At 61.9% G+C, this 24,210-nt stretch carries 25 protein-coding genes; 14 read left to right on the top strand and 11 right to left on the bottom strand.

Going from position 1 to position 24,210, the window contains the following annotated elements:
• Window positions 1-7: 7 nt before the first annotated feature.
• Window positions 8-211, bottom strand: coding sequence for a twin transmembrane helix small protein (locus tag AC1RT4_RS09900; protein WP_064379555.1), 204 nt, complete (start codon window positions 209-211; stop codon window positions 8-10).
• Window positions 212-283: 72 nt separating this feature from the next.
• Between AC1RT4_RS09900 and AC1RT4_RS09895 the strand changes: the two genes are divergently transcribed.
• Genes AC1RT4_RS09895 through AC1RT4_RS09875 form a run of 5 tightly spaced genes read left to right on the top strand, consistent with a single transcriptional unit; the run spans window position 284 to window position 4,192 of the window.
• Window positions 284-1,024, top strand: a complete 741-nt coding sequence (locus tag AC1RT4_RS09895) for an SURF1 family protein (RefSeq protein WP_493085267.1) — start codon at window positions 284-286, stop codon at window positions 1,022-1,024.
• Window positions 990-1,583, top strand: a complete 594-nt coding sequence (locus tag AC1RT4_RS09890) for a PA_0111/PP_0108 family redox-active disulfide protein (protein WP_493085266.1) — start codon at window positions 990-992, stop codon at window positions 1,581-1,583. Before AC1RT4_RS09895 ends, AC1RT4_RS09890 begins: the two co-directional genes overlap by 35 nt.
• A gap of 10 nt (window positions 1,584-1,593) precedes the next feature.
• Window positions 1,594-2,673: a COX15/CtaA family protein gene (locus tag AC1RT4_RS09885; RefSeq protein WP_493085265.1), complete on the top strand. Its 1,080-nt coding sequence runs from the start codon at window positions 1,594-1,596 to the stop codon at window positions 2,671-2,673.
• Window positions 2,661-3,560 (top strand): heme o synthase, encoded by a 900-nt coding sequence (cyoE, locus tag AC1RT4_RS09880; RefSeq protein WP_007953992.1) that lies wholly within the window; start codon window positions 2,661-2,663, stop codon window positions 3,558-3,560. Before AC1RT4_RS09885 ends, cyoE begins: the two co-directional genes overlap by 13 nt.
• A complete protein-coding gene (locus tag AC1RT4_RS09875; RefSeq protein ID WP_127796507.1) occupies window positions 3,557-4,192 on the top strand; it encodes an SCO family protein in 636 nt (211 codons plus the stop codon). Before cyoE ends, AC1RT4_RS09875 begins: the two co-directional genes overlap by 4 nt.
• 84 nt (window positions 4,193-4,276) lie before the next feature.
• Here AC1RT4_RS09875 and AC1RT4_RS09870 read toward each other — a convergent pair whose 3' ends face one another.
• From AC1RT4_RS09870 to AC1RT4_RS09860, 3 genes are all read right to left on the bottom strand, one after another.
• Complete coding sequence (locus tag AC1RT4_RS09870; RefSeq protein WP_007953996.1) at window positions 4,277-5,050, bottom strand: MetQ/NlpA family ABC transporter substrate-binding protein; 774 nt, start codon at window positions 5,048-5,050, stop codon at window positions 4,277-4,279.
• Window positions 5,051-5,124: 74 nt separating this feature from the next.
• Window positions 5,125-5,799 carry a methionine ABC transporter permease gene (locus tag AC1RT4_RS09865; RefSeq protein ID WP_493085264.1) on the bottom strand — a complete coding sequence of 225 codons (675 nt, stop codon included), beginning with the start codon at window positions 5,797-5,799 and terminating at the stop codon, window positions 5,125-5,127.
• Window positions 5,799-6,806: a methionine ABC transporter ATP-binding protein gene (locus AC1RT4_RS09860; protein WP_007953999.1), complete on the bottom strand. Its 1,008-nt coding sequence runs from the start codon at window positions 6,804-6,806 to the stop codon at window positions 5,799-5,801. Before AC1RT4_RS09860 ends, AC1RT4_RS09865 begins: the two co-directional genes overlap by 1 nt.
• 259 nt (window positions 6,807-7,065) lie before the next feature.
• Between AC1RT4_RS09860 and katE the strand changes: the two genes are divergently transcribed.
• On the top strand, window positions 7,066-9,207 hold the full coding sequence (katE, locus tag AC1RT4_RS09855; protein WP_493085263.1) for a catalase HPII: 2,142 nt from the start codon (window positions 7,066-7,068) through the stop codon (window positions 9,205-9,207).
• 38 nt (window positions 9,208-9,245) lie between these two features.
• Here katE and AC1RT4_RS09850 read toward each other — a convergent pair whose 3' ends face one another.
• Genes AC1RT4_RS09850 through zur form a run of 4 tightly spaced genes read right to left on the bottom strand, consistent with a single transcriptional unit; the run spans window position 9,246 to window position 12,045 of the window.
• Window positions 9,246-9,959 carry a PA5502 family lipoprotein gene (locus AC1RT4_RS09850; protein WP_011331786.1) on the bottom strand — a complete coding sequence of 238 codons (714 nt, stop codon included), beginning with the start codon at window positions 9,957-9,959 and terminating at the stop codon, window positions 9,246-9,248.
• Between the two features lie 37 nt (window positions 9,960-9,996).
• Complete coding sequence (gene znuB / locus AC1RT4_RS09845) at window positions 9,997-10,785, bottom strand: zinc ABC transporter permease subunit ZnuB (RefSeq protein ID WP_007954005.1); 789 nt, start codon at window positions 10,783-10,785, stop codon at window positions 9,997-9,999.
• Window positions 10,778-11,563, bottom strand: a complete 786-nt coding sequence (znuC, locus tag AC1RT4_RS09840) for a zinc ABC transporter ATP-binding protein ZnuC (protein WP_085690422.1) — start codon at window positions 11,561-11,563, stop codon at window positions 10,778-10,780. Before znuC ends, znuB begins: the two co-directional genes overlap by 8 nt.
• Window positions 11,563-12,045 carry a zinc uptake transcriptional repressor Zur gene (gene zur, locus AC1RT4_RS09835; RefSeq protein ID WP_011331783.1) on the bottom strand — a complete coding sequence of 161 codons (483 nt, stop codon included), beginning with the start codon at window positions 12,043-12,045 and terminating at the stop codon, window positions 11,563-11,565. The genes znuC and zur overlap by 1 nt, the downstream gene beginning before the upstream one ends.
• Before the next feature lie 57 nt (window positions 12,046-12,102).
• Between zur and AC1RT4_RS09830 the strand changes: the two genes are divergently transcribed.
• Window positions 12,103-13,032: a zinc ABC transporter substrate-binding protein gene (locus AC1RT4_RS09830; protein WP_493085262.1), complete on the top strand. Its 930-nt coding sequence runs from the start codon at window positions 12,103-12,105 to the stop codon at window positions 13,030-13,032.
• Between the two features lie 41 nt (window positions 13,033-13,073).
• On the opposite strand, the gene AC1RT4_RS09825 is transcribed toward AC1RT4_RS09830, so the two are convergent.
• Together AC1RT4_RS09825 and AC1RT4_RS09820 are read right to left on the bottom strand one after the other, a co-directional pair.
• The gene (locus AC1RT4_RS09825; protein ID WP_493085261.1) at window positions 13,074-14,027 is read right to left on the bottom strand and encodes a homoserine kinase; all 954 of its coding nucleotides are present in this window, start codon (window positions 14,025-14,027) and stop codon (window positions 13,074-13,076) included.
• A gap of 61 nt (window positions 14,028-14,088) precedes the next feature.
• Window positions 14,089-14,385 (bottom strand): DUF2782 domain-containing protein, encoded by a 297-nt coding sequence (locus tag AC1RT4_RS09820; RefSeq protein WP_011331780.1) that lies wholly within the window; start codon window positions 14,383-14,385, stop codon window positions 14,089-14,091.
• A gap of 74 nt (window positions 14,386-14,459) precedes the next feature.
• Between AC1RT4_RS09820 and polA the strand changes: the two genes are divergently transcribed.
• Window positions 14,460-17,264, top strand: coding sequence for a DNA polymerase I (gene polA / locus AC1RT4_RS09815; RefSeq protein WP_493085259.1), 2,805 nt, complete (start codon window positions 14,460-14,462; stop codon window positions 17,262-17,264).
• Between the two features lie 411 nt (window positions 17,265-17,675).
• Here the strand turns inward: polA and yihA are convergent, their stop codons facing one another.
• A complete protein-coding gene (gene yihA, locus AC1RT4_RS09810) occupies window positions 17,676-18,320 on the bottom strand; it encodes a ribosome biogenesis GTP-binding protein YihA/YsxC (RefSeq protein ID WP_096822423.1) in 645 nt (214 codons plus the stop codon).
• Between the two features lie 191 nt (window positions 18,321-18,511).
• Between yihA and AC1RT4_RS09805 the strand changes: the two genes are divergently transcribed.
• The 6 genes from AC1RT4_RS09805 to AC1RT4_RS09780 all read left to right on the top strand — a co-directional run bounded on the left by AC1RT4_RS09805 (window position 18,512) and on the right by AC1RT4_RS09780 (window position 24,158).
• Window positions 18,512-18,817 (top strand): c-type cytochrome, encoded by a 306-nt coding sequence (locus AC1RT4_RS09805; RefSeq protein WP_045121721.1) that lies wholly within the window; start codon window positions 18,512-18,514, stop codon window positions 18,815-18,817.
• A gap of 32 nt (window positions 18,818-18,849) precedes the next feature.
• On the top strand, window positions 18,850-19,461 hold the full coding sequence (locus tag AC1RT4_RS09800) for a c-type cytochrome (protein ID WP_085606391.1): 612 nt from the start codon (window positions 18,850-18,852) through the stop codon (window positions 19,459-19,461).
• Window positions 19,462-19,661: 200 nt separating this feature from the next.
• Entirely contained in the window at window positions 19,662-20,303 is a 642-nt protein-coding gene (locus AC1RT4_RS09795) for a thiol:disulfide interchange protein DsbA/DsbL (RefSeq protein WP_007954043.1), read from the top strand.
• Window positions 20,304-20,317: 14 nt separating this feature from the next.
• Window positions 20,318-21,196 carry an endonuclease/exonuclease/phosphatase family protein gene (locus AC1RT4_RS09790; RefSeq protein ID WP_039764867.1) on the top strand — a complete coding sequence of 293 codons (879 nt, stop codon included), beginning with the start codon at window positions 20,318-20,320 and terminating at the stop codon, window positions 21,194-21,196.
• Window positions 21,193-23,277, top strand: a complete 2,085-nt coding sequence (locus tag AC1RT4_RS09785) for a diguanylate cyclase (RefSeq protein ID WP_493085255.1) — start codon at window positions 21,193-21,195, stop codon at window positions 23,275-23,277. The genes AC1RT4_RS09790 and AC1RT4_RS09785 overlap by 4 nt, the downstream gene beginning before the upstream one ends.
• Window positions 23,278-23,378: 101 nt before the next feature.
• On the top strand, window positions 23,379-24,158 hold the full coding sequence (locus AC1RT4_RS09780) for an N-acetylmuramoyl-L-alanine amidase (RefSeq protein ID WP_493085253.1): 780 nt from the start codon (window positions 23,379-23,381) through the stop codon (window positions 24,156-24,158).
• Window positions 24,159-24,210: the final 52 nt, after the last annotated feature.

Raw genomic sequence — 24,210 nt, 5'->3', positions numbered from 1 at the left:
AATAGAGCTACCAAGGCGCGTGCGACACCAGTTGGCCGCTGTAGAAACCCCAGGCGATCAGGCCGACGGTGCAAGCGGCCAACGCCACCCGAACACTCAAGGCGATCACCAGCCGATTCGAGCTGCTGTCGTCCTTGACCAGGAAAAACAGGCCGCTGAACAGGCTGACCACCGTGGCAATCAGCATCAGGACGATGGCTGCTTTGAGCATGGGAAGAACTCCGGGGGAACAAGCGATGCAGTTGAGTATAGCGATCGCACTCACTGATTTTCTGGCGCGGCCATGAAGCGCTTCCGGCCGGGCGTGGTGCCGACACTGGTGGTCGGCCTGCTGCTGCCGTTGCTGATTTCGCTGGGCTTCTGGCAACTGGGCCGGGGCGCGGAGAAAACCGCCCTGCTCGCCAGCTACGCCGAACGTCGCGCCGCCGAACCGATGGCCAGCACCGAGTTGCTGCACAGCGCCGATCCGGCGTTTCGCCGGGTCCATCTGCACGGCCAGTTCGACGCCGCCCACAGCCTGTTGCTGGACAACCGTCAGCGCAACGGCAAGGTTGGCGTCGAATTGCTGCAACCGTTTCAGGATCAGCGCAGCGGCCAGTGGCTGCTGGTCAATCGCGGCTGGCTGCCGTGGCCGGATCGGCGCACGGCCCCGCAATTCAACACACCGACCGATGCCGTGAATGTCGATGCCTGGGTGTACGTCGCCCCCGGCGCCACCTTCCAGCTGCATGCCGACCCGGTCAGCAGCAGCTGGCCGCAAACCGTCACCGCCATCGAACCCGCGAAGCTGTGGAAAACCCTCGAACGCGACGGCTTCGCCTACGAATTACGCGCCGAACCCGGCCCGGCCAGCTATCAGGCCGACTGGCCGGTGGTCGCGATGGGCCCGGAAAAACACCTCGGTTACGCCGTGCAGTGGTTCGCCATGGCCACCGCCCTGCTCGGTCTTTACCTCTATCTCGGCTGGCACAACGCAAAGGAGAAAAACCATGGGAGCGGCCATGAATCCACCCAGCATGTCTGAAGCAAAAGCCCCGGCCAGTCGCCGTCGCGGACGCATCCAGCTGCTGTTGATCGTGCTCGGCGTGGTCGGGCCGATGATCCTCGCCACCGGCATGTACAAGTTGCAGTTCTGGGTGCCGGACGGTCGCAGCTATCACGGCGAACTGATCGGCAACGGCCAGACCCGCGCCGACCTCGGCATCCAGGCTGACGAAACGCGCTGGCAGATGCTGGTCACCGCGCCGAAGGATTGCGCGGTGGACTGCCAGCAACTGGTGTACCTGGCGCGGCAGATCCAGATCGGCCTGGGTCGCGAAGCCGGGCGCGCCAGCCATGCACTCGCTGCCGCGCAACCACTGGCCGCCGACTACGAAGCCAAGCTGACTCGCGAGTACCCGCAGTTGCAACGTTACCCGCTGGACGCAGCCACCTTCAGCAAGGCCACGGGCGACAAGGCCACGCCGCAGCTGTGGATCATCGATCCCCACGGCAACCTCGTGCTGCGCTACGACCCGAGCGTCAAGGGCAAGGATCTGCTCAACGACCTGCGCCACCTGCTGAAACTGTCGAACATCGGATAAGGGCATCGTCATGGCCAAACCTGGATTTCGCCTCGCGCTGTTTGCCACCCTGCTGGCACTGATCGTGGTGCTGCTCGGCGCCTACACCCGCCTGACCCACGCCGGCCTCGGCTGTCCGGACTGGCCGGGCTGCTACGGGTTCATCAGCGTGCCGAAGAGCGAAGCCCAACTGGCCCATGCCGAACTGCATTACCCGGATTCGCCGGTGGAAGCGCATAAAGGCTGGAACGAGATGATCCACCGCTACTTCGCCGGCACCCTCGGCATGCTGATTTCGGTACTGGCCGGGCGCGCGTGGGTCAATCGTCGTCATCCGGGGCAACCGCTGAAACTGCCACTGTTTCTGCTGGCGGTGGTGTTCGCCCAAGCCGCGTTCGGCATGTGGACGGTGACGCTCAAGCTCTGGCCGCAAGTGGTGACCGGGCATTTGCTCGGTGGCTTCGCGACGTTGAGCCTGCTGTTTCTGCTGACGTTGCGACTGTCCGGCGTGCTGCCGGCGCTGACCGTGCCCAAGCGGCTGCAATATTGGGCGACTGCCGGGTTGTTGCTGGTGATCGGCCAGATCGCCCTTGGTGGCTGGGTCAGCTCCAACTATGCGGCGGTGGCCTGCATCGACTTCCCGACCTGCCACGGCCAATGGCTGCCGCCGGCGGATTTCGCCAACGGCTTTCACCTGACCCAACACATCGGCCCGAATTACCTCGGCGGGCAACTCGACAGCGATGCACGCACGGCGATTCACCTGACCCACCGCATCGGCGCCCTGCTGGTGACGGTCGTTCTGCTCGGCCTGGCCTGGCAACTGAAAGTGGTGGGCATGACCCGACTGGCCGGGCTGGTGCTGATCGCCCTCACCGCGCAGATCACCCTCGGCATCAGCAACGTGCTGTTTCATCTGCCGCTGCCGGTGGCCGTGGCGCATAACGCTGGCGGCGCAGCGCTGCTGCTGACGATGGTGCTGGTCAACTACCACGCGCGGACCAGCCTGGTTCGGGTCAAGCAGCCGATGATCGCGCGCTGGCGCCTGAGCCCGCGCAAACACTCGGCGGCGCCCATCACTATTAAAGGAGAGACGCCATGGCGATTCTGATCGGCGAACGTCCCGCGCAGGCGTTGTGGCGAGATTACCTGGAGCTGACCAAACCGAAAGTCGTGGTGCTGATGTTGATCACCTCGCTGGTCGGCATGTTCCTCGCGACCCGCGCCGGGGTGCCGTGGACGGTGCTGGTGTTCGGCAACCTGGGGATCGCGTTGTGTGCCGGTGGCGCGGCGGCGGTCAATCACGTGGTGGACCGGCGCATCGATGCGGTCATGGCCCGCACCCATAAACGGCCGCTGGCCGAGGGCCGTGTTTCGCCCACAGGAGCACTGACCTTTGCGCTGGTGCTGGCGCTGCTCGGCCAGGCCTTGCTGCTGACCTTCACCAATCCGCTGACTGCGTGGCTGACCCTGGCCTCGCTGCTCGGCTACGCGGTGATCTACACCGGTTTCCTCAAACGCGCGACGCCGCAGAACATCGTCATCGGCGGTCTTGCCGGCGCTGCCCCGCCGCTGCTCGGCTGGACCGCCGCCACCGGCCACGTCAGCGCCGAACCGTTGCTGCTGGTACTGATCATCTTCGCCTGGACCCCGCCGCACTTCTGGGCGCTGGCGATCCATCGCAAGGAGGAATACGCCAAGGCCGACATTCCGATGCTGCCGGTCACCCACGGCGAGCACTACACCAAGGTGCACATTCTGCTGTACACCTTCGCCCTGCTGGCGGTCAGTCTGCTGCCGTATGTGATCCACATGAGCGGCCTGTTGTACCTGATCTGCGCGCTCGGGCTGGGCGCGCGGTTTCTGCAATGGGCCGTGGTGCTGTACCGTGGCACTCGGCCGCACGCGGCGATCAACACCTTCAAGTACTCTATCTGGTACTTGTTTCTGCTGTTCATCGCCCTGCTCGTAGACCACTACTTACTGTTGAACCTATGACTCGAACCCAGAAAACCGTCTTCATCCTCGTCGCCGTGATCGCGCTGATCCTCGGCCTGACCGTCAACAAAGTGCTGAGCGGCAAGGGCCAGGGCGACCCGACCGCACTGATCGACGCCGGCATCATCCTGCTGCCGCAGAGCCGCAACCTGCCGGACGTGACGATGACCAATCAGGACGGCCAACCGGTCACGGTCAACGAACTCAAAGGCAAGTGGAGCCTGCTGTTCTTCGGCTACACCTTCTGCCCGGACATCTGCCCGACCACCCTCGCCCAACTGCGCCAGATCAAGAGCGAGCTGCCGAAGGATGCGGTGGATAAATTGCAGATCGTGCTGGTCAGCGTCGACCCGAACCGCGACAACCCTGCGCAGTTGAAGCAGTACCTGGGCTACTTCGATCCACAGTTCATCGGTCTGACGCCGAAGTCGATCGACGAGCTGCAGAAGGTGGCGAACGCGGTGAGCATTCCGTTCATTCCGGCGGACACCAGCAAGCCGAATTACACGGTGGATCACAGTGGGAACCTGGCGGTGATCGGGCCTGATGGTACGCAGCGCGGGTTTATTCGGGCGCCGTTGAACAATGCCAAGCTGGTTGCGCAGTTGCCGGTGATGTTGAGCCGCAAGTAAAAACTGAACGCACAAAAAAGGGGACGCCATTGGCGTCCCCTTTTCGTTTTGATCGTTCCCACGCTCTGCGTGGGCACGATCAGATTAGAACGCCGGCAACACCGCGCCTTTGTACTTCTCGGTAATGAATTTCTTCACTTCCGGGCTGTGCAGCGCAGCGGCCAGTTTCTTCATGGCGTCGCTGTCCTTGTTGTCCGCGCGGGACACCAGGATGTTCACGTAAGGCGAGTCGCTGCCTTCGATGACCAGCGCATCCTTGGACGGATCGAGCTTGGCTTCCAGCGCGTAGTTGGTGTTGATCAGCGCCAGGTCGACCTGAGTCAGCACGCGCGGAATGGTCGCAGCTTCCAGTTCACGGATCTTCAGGTCTTTCGGGTTCTGGGCGATGTCCTTGACGGTCGACAGGATGTTGGTCGGATCCTTCAGGGTGATCACGCCAGCCTTGGCCAGCAGCAACAGCGCACGGCCGCCGTTGGTGGCGTCGTTCGGGATTACCACGTTGGCGCCGCTTGGCAGCTCTTCGATTTTCTTGAACTTGCTGGAGTAGGCGCCCAGCGGTTCCAGGTGCACGCCGGTTACGGAAACCAGGCTGGTGCCCTTGGCCTTGTTGAACTCATCGAGGTACGGCTGGTGCTGGAAGAAGTTGGCGTCCAGACGCTTCTCGGCCACCTGGACGTTCGGCTGAACGTAGTCGGTGAAGACCTTGACCTTCAGATCCACGCCTTCTTTGGCCAGCACCGGCTTCACGAACTCGAGGATTTCCGCGTGCGGCACCGGAGTGGCAGCAACGGTCAGGGTTTCGTCGGCGTGGGCCGAGAACGCTGCAACGGCAGCCAGGGCAACGATCAGTTTTTTCATTCAGCTAACTCCTTTTTACGGCGCCCGTCTGGCGCCTGCCAGCGAATGGCCGGCTCATGTCATTACAAAACCGGTTATTTGCGCGAGAAGTGCACGACCAGTCGGTCGCCTGCCATTTGCAGCACTTGCACCAGAATCAGCAGCAACACCACGGTCACGATCATCACGTCGGTCTGGAACCGCTGGTAGCCGAAACGGATCGCCAGGTCACCCAGGCCACCGGCACCGACCACACCGGCCATCGCCGTGTAGGAAACCAGTGTAATCGCCGTCACCGTAATCGCTGCGAAGATGCCCGGACGGGCTTCCGGCAGCAAGGCGTTCATGATGATCTGCCGGGTGGTCGCACCCATCGACTGGGTCGCTTCGATGATGCCGCGATCGACTTCACGCAGGGCGGTTTCCACCAGCCGCGCGAAGAACGGGGTCGCACCCACTACCAGCGGCGGAATCGCACCGGCCACGCCCAGCGAGGTGCCGGTGATCAGCACGGTGAACGGGATCATCACGATCAACAGAATGATGAACGGCAGCGAACGCAGGATGTTCACCACCAGCGACAGCAAGGCGTACACACCTTTGGCTTCGAGCAACTGACGCGGGCTGCACAGGAACAGCAGCACGCCCAGCGGCAGGCCGAGCAGCACGGTGAACAGCAGCGAACCGCCGAGCATCATCATGGTGTCGCCGGTGGCGAGCCAGATTTCGTACCAGTCGATATTGGTGAAGAAACTCATCAGGTCTTCCATTAGCGCAACACCTCCATGTGAACGTCAGCGGCGGTGAAGCGGGCGAACGCCGCTTCCATGTCGCCACCGGTGACGGCGAGGGTCAATTGCCCGTAAGGAATGTCTTTGATGCGGTCGATGCGACCGGCCAGGATGCTGTAGTCCACACCGGTTTCCCGGGCGACGGTACCGAGCAACGGCGCGTAGGTCGCTTCGCCCTGGAAGGTCAGACGCACGATGCGGCCCGGCACGTGAGCGAAGTCATCGCGCTGCTCGCTTTCGTCGATCTGCTCGCTTTCCTGAACAAAGCGCTTGGTGGTCGGGTGCTTCGGATGCAGGAACACATCGGCCACCGAACCTTGCTCGACGATCACACCGGCGTCCATCACGCCGACCTGATCGCACACGCGGCGGATCACATCCATCTCGTGGGTAATCAGGACGATGGTCAGTTTCAGCTCGCGGTTGATCTCGGCCAGCAGTTGCAGGACCGACGCCGTGGTCTGCGGGTCGAGGGCGCTGGTGGCTTCGTCGCACAGCAGGATTTTCGGCTTGGTCGCCAGAGCGCGGGCGATGCCGACGCGCTGCTTCTGACCGCCGGACAGCTGCGCCGGGTACTTTTTGGCGTGATCGGACAGACCGACCCGCGCCAGCAACTCGGCCACACGCTGGTCGATCTCGGCGCGGGACAGTTCACCGGCCAGGGTCAGCGGCAGCGCGACGTTGTCGGCCACGGTCTTGGACGCCAGCAGGTTGAAGTGCTGGAAGATCATCCCGACCTGCTGACGGAAACGGCGCAGGCCGTTGGCGTCCAGCGCGGTGACTTCTTCGCCGTCGACGATGATCTTGCCGCCACTGGATTGCTCCAGGCGATTGATCAGACGCAGCAGGGTACTTTTTCCCGCGCCGGAATGGCCAATCAGGCCGAACACCTGACCGTTCTCGATGGAGAAGCTGGTCGGGTGCAGCGCGGTGATGTCCTTACCGGCGACGCGGTAAGTCTTATGGACGTTTTGAAACTCGATCACGTAGCGAACCTTGTGGGGCGCGTTGGAAAAGGATCAGCGGTTAGCCGGGCGCGCATTTTAGCCTGTCCGTATAGAGGTTATTAGCATTTATTCCGCATTCAACCTTTCATTTGGCAATAACGCGATCAAAGGTCATAAAAAAGGAACGGCCAAAACCCTCATCAGTCACTAAGTAAGCGACTTGAAACTCCGGGCGCCGTGCCCGGGAACCACTCAAGAGCCTCGGCAACACCGGGGTCAAACGAGGAGTTTACGTCTGATGAGCAGCAAAAAACCTGTCCCTTCCAAAAGTGAGCTGGCCGGAACCGATACTCCGGATCGCGCCAACACCAACGCCAAACTCGACAGCCTGGAAAAATTTCGCTCCGACGCCACCGGCCAGGCCCTGCGCACCAATCAGGGCGTGAAGGTCGCGGACAACCAGAACACCCTCAAGGCCGGTGCTCGCGGGCCGTCGCTGCTGGAAGACTTCATCATGCGTGAAAAGATCACGCACTTTGACCATGAGCGGATTCCCGAGCGCATCGTCCACGCTCGCGGCACCGGCGCCCATGGTTTCTTTCAGAGCTACGAGAACCATTCGACGCTGACCAAGGCCGGTTTCCTGCAGGATCCGGGGAAGAAAACCCCGGTATTCGTGCGTTTTTCCACAGTGCAGGGGCCACGCGGTTCCGGCGACACCGTGCGTGACGTGCGTGGTTTTGCCGTGAAGTTCTTCACCGACGAAGGCAACTTCGACCTGGTCGGCAACAACATGCCGGTATTTTTCATACAGGACGCGATCAAGTTTCCCGACTTCGTCCACGCCGTAAAACCCGAACCGCACAACGAAATCCCCACCGGCGGTTCGGCTCACGACACGTTCTGGGATTTTGTGTCGCTGGTGCCGGAATCGGCGCACATGGTCATCTGGGCCATGTCCGACCGGGCCATCCCGAAAAGCCTGCGCAGCATGCAGGGCTTCGGCGTGCACACCTTCCGGCTGATCAACGCCGAAGGCAAATCACGCTTCGTCAAATTCCACTGGCGCCCCACCGCCGGCACCTGTTCGCTGGTGTGGGACGAGGCGCAGAAGCTCGCCGGTAAAGACACCGACTACCATCGGCGAGATCTCTGGGAGGCCATCGAGACCGGGGACTACCCGGAATGGGAACTCGGCGTACAGGTCATCGAGGAGGAAAACGAGCACGACTTCGATTTCGACATCCTCGACCCGACCAAGCTGATTCCCGAGGAAATCGTTCCGATCACGCCGCTGGGCAAGATGACCCTCAACCGCAACCCGGACAATTTCTTCGCCGAGACCGAGCAGGTCGCGTTCTGCCCCGGCCATATCGTGCCGGGCATCGACTTCTCCAATGACCCACTGCTGCAAGGCCGGCTGTTTTCCTACACCGACACGCAGATCAGCCGACTCGGCGGGCCGAACTTTCATGAGCTGCCGATCAATCGCCCGGTCGCACCGTTCCACAACGGCCAGCGCGATGCCCAGCACCGCACAGTGATCGACAAGGGCCGCGCGTCCTACGAACCGAACTCCATCGATGGCGGCTGGCCGAAGGAAACCCCACCGGCGGCGCAGGACGGCGGGTTCGAGAGTTATCCGGAGCGCATCGACGCCAACAAGATCCGCCAGCGCAGCGAGTCGTTCAGCGACCACTTTTCCCAGGCGCGGCTGTTCTTCAAGAGCATGAGCAAGCACGAGCAGGAACACATCATCTCGGCTTACAGCTTCGAACTGGGCAAGGTTGAACGCGAGCACATTCGGACGCGGGAAGTGAACGAGATCCTGGCCAACATCGATCTGGAACTGGCCAAGCGCGTGGCGCAAAACCTGGGGTTGCCGGAACCGGCCAAAGGCACGGTCGAGGTGCCGAAAACATCACTGGATCACTCGCCATCGCTGAGTCAGGCCAACCTGTTGCCGGAGAACATCAAGGCCCGAAAAGTCGCAATCCTTGCGGCCAACGGCGTCGATGGTGCGGCCATCGATGCGATGAAGAAGGCGCTGGCGGCAGAAGGTGCGCACGCCAAATTGCTCGGCCCGACCTCGGCGCCGGTGAAGACCGCCGATGGCAAAAGCCTGGCGGTGGATGCGTCGATGGAAGGTTTGCCGTCGGTGGCGTTCGACGCGGTGTTCGTGCCGGGAGGCGCGGCGTCGGTCAAGGCATTGAGCGGTGACGGCGTGGCGTTGCACTACCTGTTGGAGGCGTACAAACACTTGAAGGCTATTGCGCTGCATGGCGAGGCCAAACAGTTGCTGGACGTGCTGAAGCTGGAGGCGGATGCGGGGTTGATCGAGGGCAAGGATGTGAAGGCGCTGACCCAGCCGTTCTTTGCGGCGATCGGTCAGCATCGGGTCTGGGATCGTGAGGCGAAGGCCAAGGCGATTCCGGCCTGAAAAAAACCGCAGCCTGCGAAAAGCAGGCTGCGGTTAATTCAAGGTTTGCGCGGGCTTAGCACCATCTGCGCCGGCACCGTGCGCAGAATCTGTTTCTCGATCTTCAAATCGAAATCCGGATCGAGCTTCTTCACACGCTTGGTGATCAACGTCGCCAGCCACGGGTAATCATTGGTGCGCGGGGCCTGAATGCTCACCGCACAGTCGTAATTCACCACATCGGCGGCGATCGCATCCAGTTGGCGGCGAAGTTTGCGGCTATCGGTGATGTTCAACGCGACCGTAGTGCTTTCGGCGGTCGGATCGATCACCTTGGCTTTCGGCTTGGCTTCAGCGGCCTGCAGTGCTGCTTCGGCTTTCTCCAGCTCGGCCTTGCGCGCTTCGGTGATGGCGCCATTGACGCCACCGGTCAGCGCCGGGGCCTTGGGCATCAGCACGCGGGCACGGGCCAGCGCGGTCGCGGCCGCGTTCACATCGCCCTTCTGCAGAACGATCTGGCTGCGGCGCAGATAAGCTTCGGCCAACTGACGCTGGTATTGCTCAAGGGATTGATCGTTGGGTGTTTCGGCCTGCAAGGCTGCCAATTGGTCTTCGGCAGTGGCCAGTTCGCTGCTGGCCAGGCTTTGCTCCAGCTGTGCGATGGCCGTGGCCCGCGCATCGGGGACTTCGGCCACCGGCGGCGTGCTTTGGCAGGCGCCCAGCAGCACTGAAAAGGCCACAAGGAGCAGATAACGGGAGGCGAACGGCTTCATTCCTGCGACTCTCTATTTGCGCAAAAAACGAGCAAGTCTACACCCCTCGACGGGGCAGAACAAAACTCAGCAGAAACAGTGCGGCGGCCGTCACAACGATTGACGGGCCGGCCGGGGTGTCCTTGAACCAGGACAGCGCCAGCCCGCCACACACGGCGAGCATGCCCAGCACGCTCGCGCCCAGTGCCATCTGCTCCGGCGAACGGGCGTGACGTTGTGCCGCAGCCGCCGGGATGATCAACAACGAAGTAATCAGCAACACACCGACGATTTTCATCGCCACGGCGATCACCACCGCGATCAACAGCATCAGCGCCATGCGCAAACCGGCCACCGGCAGGCCTTCGACTTTGGCCAGTTCTTCGTGCACGGTAATCGCCAGCAGCGGGCGCCACAGCGTCACCAGCAACACCAGCACCGCTGCGCTGCCACCGAGGATCCACGCCAGATCGGTCGGGCTGATCGCCAGCAGGTCGCCGAACAGATAGGCCATCAGGTCGATCCGCACTTCATGCATGAAGCTTAGTACCACCAGCCCGAGAGAGAGCGTGCTCGGCGCAAGAATGCCCAACAGCGTGTCGGAAGCCAGCGGCTGACGCTGCTGCAAGGTCACCAGCAGCACCGCCAGCAGCAGGCAGCCGACGGTGACCGCGACAGTCGGGCTGACATCCAGCAGAAAGCCCAGGGCTACGCCGAGCAGTGCGGCATGGGACAGGGTATCGCCGAAATAGGCCATGCGCCGCCAGACCACGAACGAGCCCAGCGGCCCCGCGACCACCGCCAGCGCCAGACCTGCAAGCAGGGCGTAGAACAGAAAATCAGCCATGCTTGCAGCTATCTCCGTGAACGTGAGGTTGAGCCGACAGGGGCCCTTTGACCACCGAACCGTGCAGGTCGTGGGCGTGGTCATGATGGTGGTGATAGATCGCCAGGCTCGGCGCATTGTTGCCGAACAGCTCGACGAAGGCCGGATCGCCACTGACCTGCTCGGGATGCCCGGAGCAGCAGACATGACGATTGAGGCACACAACCTGATCGGTGGTGCTCATCACCAGATGCAGATCGTGGGAAACCATCAATACGCCGCAGCCGTGACGGTCGCGCAGACGGGTGATCAGGCTGTACAGCTCCGCTTGCCCGGCGACATCGACGCCCTGCACAGGCTCGTCGAGCACCAGCAATTCCGGCTCGCGCAACAAGGCACGGGCCAGCAGCACGCGCTGCATTTCACCGCCGGAAACGCTTTGCACCGGGCTGTCGATGACGTGTTCGGCGCCGACTTCCTTGAGTGCCGCCAGCGCACGCGGGCGATCGACGCCCGGTACCAGCCGCAGGAAACGCAGCACCGACAACGGCAAGGTCGGATCAACGTGAAGTTTTTGCGGCATGTAGCCGACGCGCAGTTTCGGCTTGCGCCAGACGCTGCCGCTGTCAGGTTTCAGCAGCCCGAGCACGGCGCGCACCAGCGTGGTCTTGCCGGCGCCGTTGGGGCCGATCAGGGTGACGATCTGCCCCGGCTCGACGCTCAGGTGAATGTTGTCCAGCACGTTCTGCCCGGCAAACCGGACCGCCACCTGCTCCAGACGGATCAGCGCATCGCTCATCAAGCCCCCCGGCAACCGGAGCAGAGGCCGACCACTTCCACGGTCTGGGCCTCGACGATGAAGCCGACATCCTTGGCGCTGTGGACGATGGCGTCGCTGATGGTTTTTTGCTCAAGTTCGATGGCGGCGTGGCATTCACGGCAGATCAGGAACTGGCCCTGGTGCGAATGTTTCGGGTGAACGCAGCCGACGAAGGCGTTGAGCGAGGAGATGCGGTGCACCAGGCCGTTTTCCAGCAGGAAGTCCAGCGCCCGGTATACGGTCGGCGGCGCAGCGCGGCGGCCGTCCTGCTCGCTGAGTACCGCCAGAATGTCATAGGCACCCAGCGGCTTGTGACTCTGCCAGACCAGTTCCAGCACCCGCCGGCGCAACGCGGTCAGGCGCAGGCCTTTCTGTGCACACAGGGCATCGGCCTCGGACAGCGCGCTGTGAACGCAGTGCGAGTGGTCGTGGGGACGGCTGGCAATCGGTGTAATAGGCATGAGCGGCGACGAGTTTGGTTAGAGACGTTATTATGTTACCCGTTCTCGCCTCATTGAGTGGTCATCGTGTCCCGACTTTTTTCTGTTTTTGTCGTATTCATCACCGGTTTTCTGCTGATCGGTCCGGCTCAGGCCGAGGTCAGAGTCCTCACCAGCATCAAGCCCCTGCAACTGATTGCCGCTGCGGTGCAGGACGGCGTGGCAATTCCGGAAGTGCTGCTGCCGCCGGGAGCTTCGCCGCATAACTATGCGTTGCGTCCGTCCGACGTGCGCAAGGTGCAATCGGTGGACCTGCTGTACTGGATCGGCCCGGACATGGAAGGTTTCCTGCCTCGCGTGCTGAATGGTCGTACGCTGCCGAGCGTTGCCGTGCAGGATCTGCCGGGCATGAAACTGCGCCGCTTCGCTGCGGACAGCCATTCCCATGCTGAAGAAGCCGACGAACACGATCACGACCATCGTCCGGGCAGCCTCGATGCGCATTTGTGGCTATCGCCGGCGAACGCGCGGGTTATTGCCGACAAAATGGCCGCTGACCTGAGCGCCGCAGACCCGGCCAATGCCGAGCGCTATCAGAGCAACGCCAAAGCATTCGACGAGCGTCTGGATGCGCTGGATCAGCGCTTGAAGAAACGTCTGGCCGGTATTGAAGGCAAACCCTACTTCGTCTTCCACGAAGCCTTCGATTACTTCGAAGACGCCTACGGCCTGAAACACACCGGCGTGTTCAGCGTCGCGGCGGAAGTGCAGCCGGGCGCCCAGCATGTGGCGGCGATGCGCGCGCGTTTGCAGGAAGTCGGCAAGACCTGCGTGTTCAGTGAGCCGCCGCTGCGTCCACGTCTGGCCGAGACCCTGGTGGCGGGCCTGCCGGTGAAACTGGCGGAACTGGATGCGTTGGGCGGGTACACGCCAGCGACGGCTCAGGGTTACGAGCAAGTGCTGGAGAAGCTGGGGAATGATCTGGCGGGTTGTCTCGAATCGCTCTGATACAAAAAAACCGCAGCCTGCACAGGCTGCGGTTTTTTCTTTTACAGGGCGAAAGGTAGCGGCGTACTGACCGTCTGACGTTGCGCCAGACGCTGCTCGAACTCTTTCGGATCGTGAATCAGCACGTCCTGCCCGGCGAACGATTCCGCCGCAATCAAGCGCGACAGCCAGAACCGCACGCACGCCACTCGCAGCATGGTCGGCCACAGCTCGGCTTCGGCTGCCGTGAACGGTCGCAGTGCCGCGTAGGCACCCAGGAACGCACGCGCACGCGGGCCGTCGATCAGGCCGTCATCGTCCGAGCACCAGTCGTTCAGGGCAATCGCCACGTCATAGAGCATCGGGCCAGAGCAGGCGTTGTAGAAGTCGATCAGCCCGGTCAGGTGCGTGCCTTCGAACATCGCATTATCGCGGAACAGGTCGGCGTGGATGTTCGCCCGAGGCAGCGCGAGAATTTTCTCTTTCTGTTGGGTGATTTCGTCCAGCGCGGTTTGCAGCAGCGCACGAGGCTCGTCGCTCAGGTGCGAAAGAAACTGCGTGCCCTCTTCCAGCATCCAGTCCAGGCCACGATCGGTCTTGCGCTTGATCATGTTGTCGCCCTGGGTCGCCAGGTGCAGGTGCGCCTGCAACTCACCGACCTGCGCGCAATGCTGGGCGTTGGCCTGCTTGATGTGCTTGCCGGCCAGGCGCGGTTGCAGCAGCGCCGGTTTGCCTTTCAGCTCGCGCAGGGCCACGCCATCAGTGGTGCGCAGCGCGTAAGGTACCGGCAGATCGGCTTCGTGCAACACGTCGAGCAGGTCGATGAAGAACGGCATTTCCTGCACCGGGCCGCGCTCGACCAGGGTCAGGACGAACTCGCCCTTTTCCATGCTGATGAAGAAGTTGGTGTTTTCGCTGCCGGCGGCGATCCCCTGGAAATCGAGCAGACGGCCGAGCCCGTAAGGGGCGAGAAAGGTTTCCAGCTCGGGCCGAGCCAGGGGGGTGAACACAGACATGGTTAAAAACTGCTCAGTTCTGGCGCCGCCATCAAACGGCGCCGATTAAAAGTCAGGAAACTTACTTCCAGGTAAAGATTTCCCACGACGGAATCAGCATATCCGGCTGGTCGGATCGGATGTAGTTCGCGTCCGTACCATCGGCACGCACCAGGAAATAGGGTTTGCCGCCCTTCGGTGTGACCTTGATCGCATACACGAATCCACTCCGGCTGTATTCCTGAATGACCTTGTCGCCTTCCGTGTGCGTGCTAATGGTAACTTCCGGCTCCGACGACGGCGCATCATCCGCCGCGATCGCGGCCAGCGGTGAGACAGCAATCAGACTGACCAGCAGCAAGCGATTTAACGTACGCATGATAACCTTGTCCCTTTGTCGTCAACGGTCCCGCTATTCTAGCGCCGGGCCCGCCGAAAAGGTTGATTCTGCTCATGAGCCAAGCCCCCCTCGTCCTGGTGGACGGTTCGTCTTACCTGTACCGCGCCTTTCACGCGCTACCACCGCTGACCACCTCCAAAGGCCTGCCGACCGGTGCGGTCAAAGGCGTGCTGAACATGCTCAAGAGCCTGCGCAAGCAGTATCCGGACAGCCCGTTCGCCGTGGTGTTCGACGCCAAGGGTGGGACTTTTCGCGATGAGATGTACGCCGAATACAAAGCCAACCGCCCAAGCATGCCCGACGACATGCGCGTGCAGATCGAGCCGCTGCATCAGAGCGTGATCGCCCTCGGTTTCCCGCTGCTGTGCGTCGAAGGCGTCGAGGCCGATGACGTGATCGGCACCCTGGCCCGCAGCAGCGCGGCCGCCGATCGCCCGGTGATCATCTCCACCGGCGACAAGGACATGGCGCAATTGGTCGACGGCCACATTACCTTGGTCAACACCATGTCCGGTAGTTCGATGGACGTGGAAGGCGTGAAGGAGAAATTCGGCGTCGCTCCCGAGCAGATCATCGATTATCTGGCCCTTATGGGCGATTCTTCCGACAACATCCCCGGCGTTCCCGGCATCGGCCCGAAGACCGCGTCCGGCCTGCTGGTGGGCGTCAACGGTGGCCTGACCGAGCTGTATGCGCAGCTCGACATCGTGCCGACCCTGCCGATCCGCGGCGCCAAGACTCTGCCGGCCAAGCTCGAAGAGCACAAGGAGATGGCGTTCCTTTCCTATCAACTGGCGACCATCAAGGTCGACGTGCCGCTGGATATCGGCCTCGACGACCTGCAAATGGGCCCGGAAGATTCGGCCAAACTGCTTGAGCTCTACACCCTGCTGGAGTTCAAGAGCTGGATCAACGATCTGGAACGGGACGCCAAGCGTCTGGAGCTGAGCGCTGCCACCGAGCCTGCGCCGGCCGGCGATCTGTTCAGCGCGCCTGCCGAAGAAGCGCCTGCCGCTCCGGCTGAAGCCGCGTACGAAACCATCCTTGATCAGGCGCGATTCGACGTCTGGCTGGAAAAGCTGAAGAACGCCAAGCTGTTCGCCTTCGATACCGAAACCACCGGCATCGATGCGCAACAGGCGCAACTGGTCGGCTTGTCCTTCGCGGTGCAGGCCAACGAAGCGGCCTACATCCCGCTGACCCACTCCTACATCGGCGTGCCGGAGCAGCTGGATCGCGACACCGTGCTGCGCGCGCTCAAGCCGATCCTCGAAGACCCGAACAAACTCAAGGTCGGCCAGCACGCCAAGTTCGACATGAACATCTTGGCCAACTGCGCCATCGGCGGTGATCAGAACGAAGGCATCACCGTACGCGGGATCGCCTTCGACACGATGCTTGAGTCCTACGTGCTCAACTCCACCGCTACTCGTCACGACATGGACAGCCTGGCGCAAAAGTACCTGGATCACACCACCGTGAGCTTCCAGGACATCGCCGGCAAAGGCGCCAAACAGCTGACCTTCGACCAGATCGCCCTGGAACAGGCCGGGCCTTACGCAGCCGAAGATGCCGACGTGACCCTGCGCCTGCATCAGACGCTGTTCGAGAAGCTGAGCGCCATCCCGAGCCTGGCCAGCGTACTGACCGACATCGAGATCCCGCTGGTGCCGGTGCTCGCTCGCATCGAGCGCCAGGGCGCGTTCGTCGACGCTGAACTGCTCGGCATCCAGAGCATTGAACTGGGCAACAAGATGGTCGCGCTGGAGCGTGAAGCCTTCGAGATCGCCGGTGAAGAATTCAACCTCGGTTCGCCGAAGCAACTGGGCGTGATCCTCTACGAGAAACTCGGCCTGCCGGTGCTGAAGAAGACCGCCAAGGGCCAGCCATCCACCGCCGAAGAAGTGCTGGCGAAACTGGCCGAAGACGATCACCGCTTGCCGAAAGTGCTGATGGAACACCGTTCCATGAGCAAGCTGAAGAGCACCTACACCGATCGCCTGCCGGAGCAGATCAACCCGCGTACCGGGCGTATCCACACTTCGTACCATCAGGCCGTTGCGTCGACCGGTCGCCTGTCGTCGAGCGACCCGAACCTGCAGAACATTCCGGTGCGCACTGCCGAAGGCCGACGCATCCGCCAGGCTTTCGTTGCGCCGAAAGGTTACAAACTGCTGGCAGCGGACTACTCGCAGATCGAACTGCGGATCATGGCCCACCTGTCCCGCGACGAAGGCCTGATGAACGCCTTCCGCAACAATCTGGACGTGCACACCGCCACCGCGGCCGAAGTGTTCAAGGTCGAGCTGAATGAAGTGAGCTCAGACCAGCGCCGTGGCGCCAAGGCGATCAACTTCGGTCTGATCTACGGCATGGGCGCGCAGAAGCTGGGCAAGGACATCGGCGTCGACACCAAGACCGCCAAGGCCTACATCGAGACCTACTTCGCGCGTTACCCGGGCGTGCGTGAATACATGGATCGCACTCGCGCCCAGGCGGCGGATCAGGGCTTCGTGGAAACGATCTTCGGTCGTCGCCTGTATCTGCCGGACATCAACTCCAACAAGCCGCAGGAACGCGCGGCCGCCGAACGCACGGCGATCAACGCGCCGATGCAGGGCACCGCAGCAGACATCATCAAGAAAGCCATGGTCGCGGTGGATAATTGGCTGAGCGCTTCCGGGCTGGACGCCAAAGTCATCCTGCAGGTGCACGACGAACTGGTGCTGGAGGTTCGCGAGGATCTGGTCGATCAGGTTCGCGAAGAAATTCGCGTGCACATGAGCGAAGCGGCAAAACTGGACGTGCCGTTGCTGGTGGAAGTTGGGGTTGGCAACAACTGGGACGAGGCGCACTGAGGCGTCTGGGACGGTGTTTTGCCGCGACAGAGCGTCGCGGCAAGGGCATCGAAAAGCGCTTAGGCCTGATCGTTCTTGAGCTTATTCCAAAGTTTTTTGAAAAGATTCTGAACTAATCTTGCGACAGGGCACTCAGAGATACTGAATGGCTGGTGAAGCCCTTCGATGCTCCTATGTTGTGTTAAGTGTTGGCAGATATCTGAACCCCGCCCTAGCGGTTCGGAACTTAAACCCCGGAACTTCTCCCTCCCCATATGAAGTCCGGGGCTTTTTTTTGCCTCAAAACTGCCTGTGGCGCTGCCAGACTGCGTTAAAAGCATCGCTAAAAATGCTCATTTAGGTTCCCTAAACTCCGCTTTTTAGCGATGCTTTTGCCTTGCCTGACAGCACCACAGACAGTTTTGAAATCCCTTACTCTGCCGCTGCTTCCGCGCCTTTGTCTGCCAGTTCCATCCAGCCCGCCAACACAGTGTAGGCCTCTTCCAGGCCCATGCGTTTCGGGGCGGAGAACAGCTGGATCGTCACCAGATCGCCCCAACCCTTACGGATTTCCGACTGCACCTTGAGCAGCGTGTTCTTGGCTGCGCCGTAGGTCAATTTGTCGGCCTTGGTCAGCAGGATGTGCATCGGCATACCGGCCGCAACGGCCCAGTCGAGCATCAGCAGGTCGAAGTCGGTCATTGGATGACGGATGTCCATCATCAGAATCAAACCCTTCAAACTCTCGCGGCCACCGAGGTAAGCCTCAAGGTGACGCTGCCAGTGTTGCTTGAGCGGGATCGGTACTTTTGCATAACCGTAGCCCGGGAGGTCGACCAGACGCCGTTCATCGTCTAGCTTGAAGAAGTTCAACAGCTGTGTGCGACCCGGGGTTTTCGAGGTGCGCGCCAGGCTGGCGTGAGTCAGAGTGTTCAGCGCGCTGGATTTACCGGCGTTGGAACGACCGGCGAACGCCACTTCGAAGCCTTCGTCGTCGGGGCACTGATCGACTTTGGCGGCACTGAGCATGAACGTGGACTGTTGGCACAGGCCGAGGATGGGATTCTTGAGTTGCATGGGATTTCCGATGTGGGCGGCGCCGGGATTAGGCGCGGAACGCGGTGTCGCTTCCGTTTCAGTGACGCCAGTATATAATGCCGCAGATTTTGTGTGTGCTTTGTCCCAGCGAAGGATGAAGTTCACGAGAGCGACAGACCTTGATTGCGCATTAGAACGCAGAACGCTCTCAACCCTGAAAAGGTCGTTTTATGACGAAATGGCTGCTGGCTGCCGGAGTCTTGATGCCGCTTTACAGCGCACAGGCTACACAGGATCCGGAAGCCGTGTACAACCGTGTTTGTGGAGCCTGTCATTCCGGCCAACTACCCATGGCGCCCAGAAGAGGCGATCAGGAAGCTTGGACGCCGAGGTTGGCGAAAGGTATGGAGACGCTGGTGCAACACGTGACCCAGGGTTTCAAGGCGATGCCGCCGCGTGGTTTGTGCATGGACTGCAGTGCCGAGGATTACCAGGCCCTCATCCTCTGGATGAGCGAGAGTAAGCCCGGTCCATAACTCTTAACCCTTAGCCGTAGTTGGATTAGCTGATGAACAAACTGATCGTGAGTCTGCTGTTGACCGTGGGAATCTCAGGCTTCGCCCATGCTGCCGGTGATGCAGCCGCAGGCCAGGCAAAAGCCGCCGTATGCGGCGCCTGCCATGGCCCGGATGGCAACAGCATGGCGCCAAACTTTCCAAAGCTGGCCGGACAGGGTGAACGCTACCTGACCAAGCAATTGCATGACATCAAGTCGGGCAAGCGCACCGTTCTGGAAATGACCGGCCTGCTGACCAACCTGAGCGATCAGGACCTGGCCGACATCGCCGCTTACTTCGCCAGCCAGAAAGGCAGCGTCGGCGCCGCCGATCCGAAGATCGTCGCTCGTGGTGAAGCCCTGTTCCGTGGCGGCAACCTCGAGAAAGGCCTGCCAGCCTGCACCGGCTGCCACTCGCCGAACGGCGCCGGCAACGCAGCCGCCGGCTTCCCGCACCTGGGTGGCCAACACGCTCAGTACATCGCCAAGCAACTGACCGATTTCCGCAAGGAAGAAGCCGGTCGCAGCAACGACGGCGACGCGATGACCATGCGCACCATCGCCCGCAAGCTGAGCGACGAAGACATCGCGGCAGTCTCCAGCTACATTCAGGGCCTGCACTAAGACGCGCGATTCGAGCGTTGCGTGCAATGGCCAACGCCTGCCACGTTAACGCTCGATTAATCCGTCGCAGCAAGTATAAAAAGGGTGGCTTTGGCCGCCCTTTTTTGTGGCCGCTGCCGTTACACTACAGAACTCATGCCCGCCAGGATCTGTCTGAAAACAGGTCGCGCGAGGCGACCAAAATTGTCCAGGAGTAAAGCATGCGTAATCTGATCATCAGCGCCGCCCTCGTCGCTGCCAGCCTGTTCGGCGTGACCGCCCAGGCCGCCGAAGCCCCTGCTGCCCCTTACGTCGAACTGAGCAACCCGGTACCGGTCGCCGTGCCTGGCAAGATCGAAGTGGTCGAGCTGTTCTGGTATGGCTGCCCGCACTGCTACGCGTTCGAGCCGGTGATCAATCCGTGGGTTGAAAAACTGCCGTCCGACGTCAACTTCGTACGCATTCCTGCGATGTTCGGTGGCCCGTGGGACGCCCACGGTCAGATGTTCCTGACCCTGGAAGCCATGGGCGTCGAGCACAATGTGCACGCTGCCGTTTTCAACGCGATCCAGAAAGAACACAAGAAGCTGACCGACAAGAACGACATGGCCGACTTCCTCGCCACTCAAGGCGTGGACAAGGACAAGTTCCTGGCGACCTTCGATTCGTTCGCCATCAAGGGGCAGATCGTGAAAGCCCGCGAACTGGCCAAGAAGTATGAAATCTCCGGTGTTCCAACCATGATCGTCAACGGTAAGTACCGCTTCGACATCGGCTCTGCCGGCGGTGCCGAACAGGCGCTGAAACTGGCTGACCAACTGGTGGCCAAAGAGCGAGCGACCAACAAGGCAGCCGCCAACTAAGCGCGGCAATCGCCATGCGCCGCTGGGGAACCGAACGCGTCGTTGGCCTGCATGATCCGCAGGTCAACGAGCATCACCTGGAATCGACGGGCCTGCCCGCAGACAGCCGTCTGCGCTTGCTCAGCTTCAATATTCAGGTCGGCATCAGCACCGAGCGCTATCGGCACTATCTGACCCGCAGCTGGCAGCATCTGCTGCCGCACCCCGGGCGCTCCAGCAATCTGCAAAAGATCGGCAATCTGCTCGGCGACTTCGATCTGGTCGCCCTGCAGGAAGCCGATGGCGGCAGCCTGCGTTCAGGCTACGTCAATCAGGTCGAACACCTGGCCCAGCTCGGTGCCTTCCCCTACTGGTATCAACAACTCAATCGCAACCTTGGCCGACTGGCCCAGCACAGCAATGGCGTGCTCAGTCGCCTGCGGCCGTGGGCGATCGAGGACCACCCGCTGCCGGGTCCAAAGGGTCGCGGTGCGATTCTGGTGCGCTTCGGCGAAGGCCCGGAAGCGCTGGTGGTGGTGATGATGCACCTGGCGCTCGGCGCCCGGGTCCGCAGCATGCAGCTGGCCTACATCCGCGAGCTGATCGGCGGCTACAAGCATCAGGTGCTGATGGGTGACATGAACACCCACGCCAGCGATCTGCTGCAACACTCGCCATTGCGCGACCTCGGCCTGCTGGCCCCGCAACTCGAAGCGACATTCCCCAGCTGGCGCCCGCAGCGCTGCCTGGACCATATTCTGCTCAGCCCGACCCTGACCCTGGAAAAGGTCGAAGTGCTGGCACAACCGATTTCCGATCACCTGCCGGTCGCGGTAGAGATTCGTCTGCCGGGTTCGCTCACGGCCGATGCATTGCCCGCGTTGAGCACTGCCCTTCGCGGAACCCCTGAATGAGCGACGAAGCCCAGCGCTGGAAAGAGAAATACCTCAAAAGCATCGAACAACAGGAAAAGCTCGAACGTCGATGGGACGCCCGGCTCGACCTGCTGCGCCGTGGCCTGGTGCGCAGCACCCTGGCGGCGGAAGGCACCGACCGCGTGGTCGATCAGTGCATGAAAGAGATGCGCGACGTGGTGCGTACCGATGACATGGACGCCGGCCTCGCCGCCCTGCTGCCGCGCCTGGAAAAAGCCGTACTCGATTCCGAGCAGCGCCGGGAAACCCGGATCGAACAGGTCAGCACTGCACTGACTGCGCTGGTCACTCAGTTGCAATCCCTGCCCCTGCCCCGGGACGTGGCCCAGCCGCTGAAGAAGTTCGCCAAGCAGCTGGACGGCCGGGTGAGTCAGGCAAGGGAAATGCCGCTGCTGCTCAGCGAACTCAGCGGCTTGCAGGGCAAGGCCTTGAGCCAGCTGGAGACGCCGGCGGAACCGGGACGACCGGGGTTGTTGCAGCGCCTGTTCGGCAGTCGCGACAACGAGGAAGCGCCTGTGACGGCGACCCAGCCTGCCGTGGCCGCATCGTCCGCACAGACGGAGCGAGCGCCCGCCCCACATGAAACCGCGCCCTTGCAGGAAGCGCCTGTCACGCCCGTCGAACCGATCGTCCCTGCGCCCGTCAGCCAGGCACCGATCGCCGCCCCCGTGGCCGAACCCGCGAAAACTCCAGCGCCACCCCCCGAGTACCATGCAGAGCCGGAGGTGGTGGCCTTCGAGCCGGCCAGAATCCTCACCGAAGCCCCCGCCGCCCCCAGCGAACCAGAAGCCGCCGAGCCAGAGCCGCAGGCCTTCACGCCTCCTCCGGTTTTCGCGCCGACAGTGCCAACAGCCATCAACCCGGACGAACTGATCCACCCCGGCGATACCCCGCCGCCGGTGATCCTCGACAGCCTGCCCCTGCCCGAGCCCATCGCCCAGGCATTGGCAGCAATCGATCCGGAGCAATCCGAACACGACATCCTCTACGCCCTACCGGACTCGCCGGAGCCGTCCTACAGCTCGGTCGCCAAACACATCGAAGACACGCTGATCGGGTTGCTGGACGACCTGACCCTGCCAGAGCGCCACCGCCCGCAAGCCGAAGCCATGCGCGATCGGCTGAAAAATGGTCTGAACTGGTACGAGCTACTGCCGATCCTCGACGATCTGGCGACCTTGATGCTGGCGATTACCGACAGCGGCCAGCACGAATTCGAAGCTTACCTGCAGCAACTCAACGAACGCCTCGAAGCTTTCCAGAGCAACTTGCAGGCCGCCAGCGAAGGCCACGCCGACAACAGCTCCGCGGCGCGGGCGATGGACACGCAGATCCGCGAACAGGTCGACGGCTTGCAGAACAGCGTGCAGGAAGCGGCCGATCTGGACGATCTGAAGCAGGTGCTGGAAAACCACCTCGAAGGCCTGCTCGGCACGATGGATCAGCATCAGAAACAGCGTGACGCCCGGGAACAGGAAGTCGCCGGACGCCTGAAAAGCCTGGCCGAGCGCGTCGCGCACATGGAGCAGGAAGCGCTGGGCTATCGCGAACACCTTGAAGAGCAGCGCCAGAAAGCCCTGATCGATCCGCTCACCGGCCTGCCCAACCGCGCCGCCTGGACCGAACGGCTCGAACATGAAATCGCCCAATGGCAGCAGCACGGCAACACCTTGAGCCTGGCCATGCTCGACCTCGATCACTTCAAACGGATCAACGATAACTACGGCCACCTCGCCGGCGACAAGGTGTTGAAGATCATCGCGACCGTGCTGCGCAAACGCCTGCGTGGCAGCGATTTCATTGCCCGATTTGGTGGAGAGGAATTCGTATTGCTGCTGCCGGCCACTCCGCCGGCCGTCGGCGCCAAACTCCTGGAAACCCTGCGCGCTTCCATCGAAGCCTGCCCGTTTCACTTCAAGGGCGAGCGCGTCACGATCACCGTTTCCATGGGACTGGCGGCGTTCCGGCCGGGAGAACACAGCGATCTGGTGCTCAAAAGAGCCGATCAGGCGCTTTACCGGGCGAAAAACGCAGGACGTAACCGGGTGGAACTGGGCTGAGGCAATTGTTCCATATTGTTTAAATCAGCCCTATAAGCGTCGAAGCGCAAGGCGATACGTTACACTGTTGCATTATCGTCTTGCGTGTACCGCCCTCTGCCATGAAATTTTTTACCCTCCTCGCGTCGCTAATCTTACTGGCCGGTTGTGCCAGCGGCCCGCGTTTTGACACCAGCCATCCTTCGGTCAATCACGACAGTCGCGTGCAGTTTGTGATCGTCCATTACACCTCCGCCTCGCTCGAACGCTCGCTGCAGTTGCTGACCCACGGCGAAGTCAGCAGCCATTACCTGATCGGTGACGACAAGAACGCCACCATCTACAAGCTGATGGACGAAAACCTGCGGGCCTGGCACGCCGGCGAAAGCGAATGGCAAGGCCGTACCTGGCTCAACTCCAGCTCCATCGGCATCGAAATCGTCAATCCGGGTTTCAAGGACACGCCGACCGGTCGCCTCTGGTATCCCTACAGCGAAGCCCAGGTGCAATCGCTGATCGTTCTGCTCAAGGACATCAGTAAACGCCAGGGCATCAGCCCGCGCCACATCATCGGCCATAGCGACATCGCCCCGCTGCGCAAGCTCGACCCGGGGCCGCTGTTCCCCTGGAAACGCCTGGCAGCCGAAGGGCTGGGGCTCTGGCCCAACGAACAAGCGGTGGCACGCCAGCAGGCGCAGTTCGACGCCGAGCTGCCGAGCATTACCTGGTTCCAGAGCCAACTGGCACGCCTGGGCTACTCGACGCCGCAGACCGGCGAGCTGGATGTGGCGACCCGCCATGTGCTCGCGGCCTTCCAGATGCACTACCGCCCTGCGCGCTTCGACGGCACGCCGGATGCGCAAACGGCAGCGTTGCTGCTGGTGCTGAATCAGACAAAATAATGACGCCCGCCCGACGGTCAGGGCGAAAGTGCAATCAGCAGCTATAACTCAT

The sequence above is a fragment of the Pseudomonas sp. GW821-FHT11D10 genome, assembly GCF_058808435.1.
This window is presented reverse-complemented; position numbering and strand designations above follow the sequence as displayed.

Coding starts and splice junctions, on each gene's coding strand:
- AC1RT4_RS09870 (WP_007953996.1), bottom strand. CDS start 5,050: ATGAAAAAACTGATCGTTGCCCTGGCTGCCGTTGCAGCGTTCTCGGCC.
- polA (WP_493085259.1), top strand. CDS start 14,460: ATGAGCCAAGCCCCCCTCGTCCTGGTGGACGGTTCGTCTTACCTGTAC.
- AC1RT4_RS09805 (WP_045121721.1), top strand. CDS start 18,512: ATGACGAAATGGCTGCTGGCTGCCGGAGTCTTGATGCCGCTTTACAGC.
- AC1RT4_RS09895 (WP_493085267.1), top strand. CDS start 284: ATGAAGCGCTTCCGGCCGGGCGTGGTGCCGACACTGGTGGTCGGCCTG.
- AC1RT4_RS09820 (WP_011331780.1), bottom strand. CDS start 14,385: ATGCGTACGTTAAATCGCTTGCTGCTGGTCAGTCTGATTGCTGTCTCA.
- AC1RT4_RS09795 (WP_007954043.1), top strand. CDS start 19,662: ATGCGTAATCTGATCATCAGCGCCGCCCTCGTCGCTGCCAGCCTGTTC.
- katE (WP_493085263.1), top strand. CDS start 7,066: ATGAGCAGCAAAAAACCTGTCCCTTCCAAAAGTGAGCTGGCCGGAACC.
- AC1RT4_RS09790 (WP_039764867.1), top strand. CDS start 20,318: ATGCGCCGCTGGGGAACCGAACGCGTCGTTGGCCTGCATGATCCGCAG.
- AC1RT4_RS09825 (WP_493085261.1), bottom strand. CDS start 14,027: ATGTCTGTGTTCACCCCCCTGGCTCGGCCCGAGCTGGAAACCTTTCTC.
- AC1RT4_RS09850 (WP_011331786.1), bottom strand. CDS start 9,959: ATGAAGCCGTTCGCCTCCCGTTATCTGCTCCTTGTGGCCTTTTCAGTG.
- yihA (WP_096822423.1), bottom strand. CDS start 18,320: ATGCAACTCAAGAATCCCATCCTCGGCCTGTGCCAACAGTCCACGTTC.
- AC1RT4_RS09780 (WP_493085253.1), top strand. CDS start 23,379: ATGAAATTTTTTACCCTCCTCGCGTCGCTAATCTTACTGGCCGGTTGT.
- znuC (WP_085690422.1), bottom strand. CDS start 11,563: ATGAGCGATGCGCTGATCCGTCTGGAGCAGGTGGCGGTCCGGTTTGCC.
- cyoE (WP_007953992.1), top strand. CDS start 2,661: ATGGCGATTCTGATCGGCGAACGTCCCGCGCAGGCGTTGTGGCGAGAT.
- zur (WP_011331783.1), bottom strand. CDS start 12,045: ATGCCTATTACACCGATTGCCAGCCGTCCCCACGACCACTCGCACTGC.
- AC1RT4_RS09785 (WP_493085255.1), top strand. CDS start 21,193: ATGAGCGACGAAGCCCAGCGCTGGAAAGAGAAATACCTCAAAAGCATC.
- AC1RT4_RS09885 (WP_493085265.1), top strand. CDS start 1,594: ATGGCCAAACCTGGATTTCGCCTCGCGCTGTTTGCCACCCTGCTGGCA.
- AC1RT4_RS09890 (WP_493085266.1), top strand. CDS start 990: ATGGGAGCGGCCATGAATCCACCCAGCATGTCTGAAGCAAAAGCCCCG.
- AC1RT4_RS09875 (WP_127796507.1), top strand. CDS start 3,557: ATGACTCGAACCCAGAAAACCGTCTTCATCCTCGTCGCCGTGATCGCG.
- AC1RT4_RS09800 (WP_085606391.1), top strand. CDS start 18,850: ATGAACAAACTGATCGTGAGTCTGCTGTTGACCGTGGGAATCTCAGGC.
- AC1RT4_RS09865 (WP_493085264.1), bottom strand. CDS start 5,799: ATGGAAGACCTGATGAGTTTCTTCACCAATATCGACTGGTACGAAATC.
- znuB (WP_007954005.1), bottom strand. CDS start 10,785: ATGGCTGATTTTCTGTTCTACGCCCTGCTTGCAGGTCTGGCGCTGGCG.
- AC1RT4_RS09900 (WP_064379555.1), bottom strand. CDS start 211: ATGCTCAAAGCAGCCATCGTCCTGATGCTGATTGCCACGGTGGTCAGC.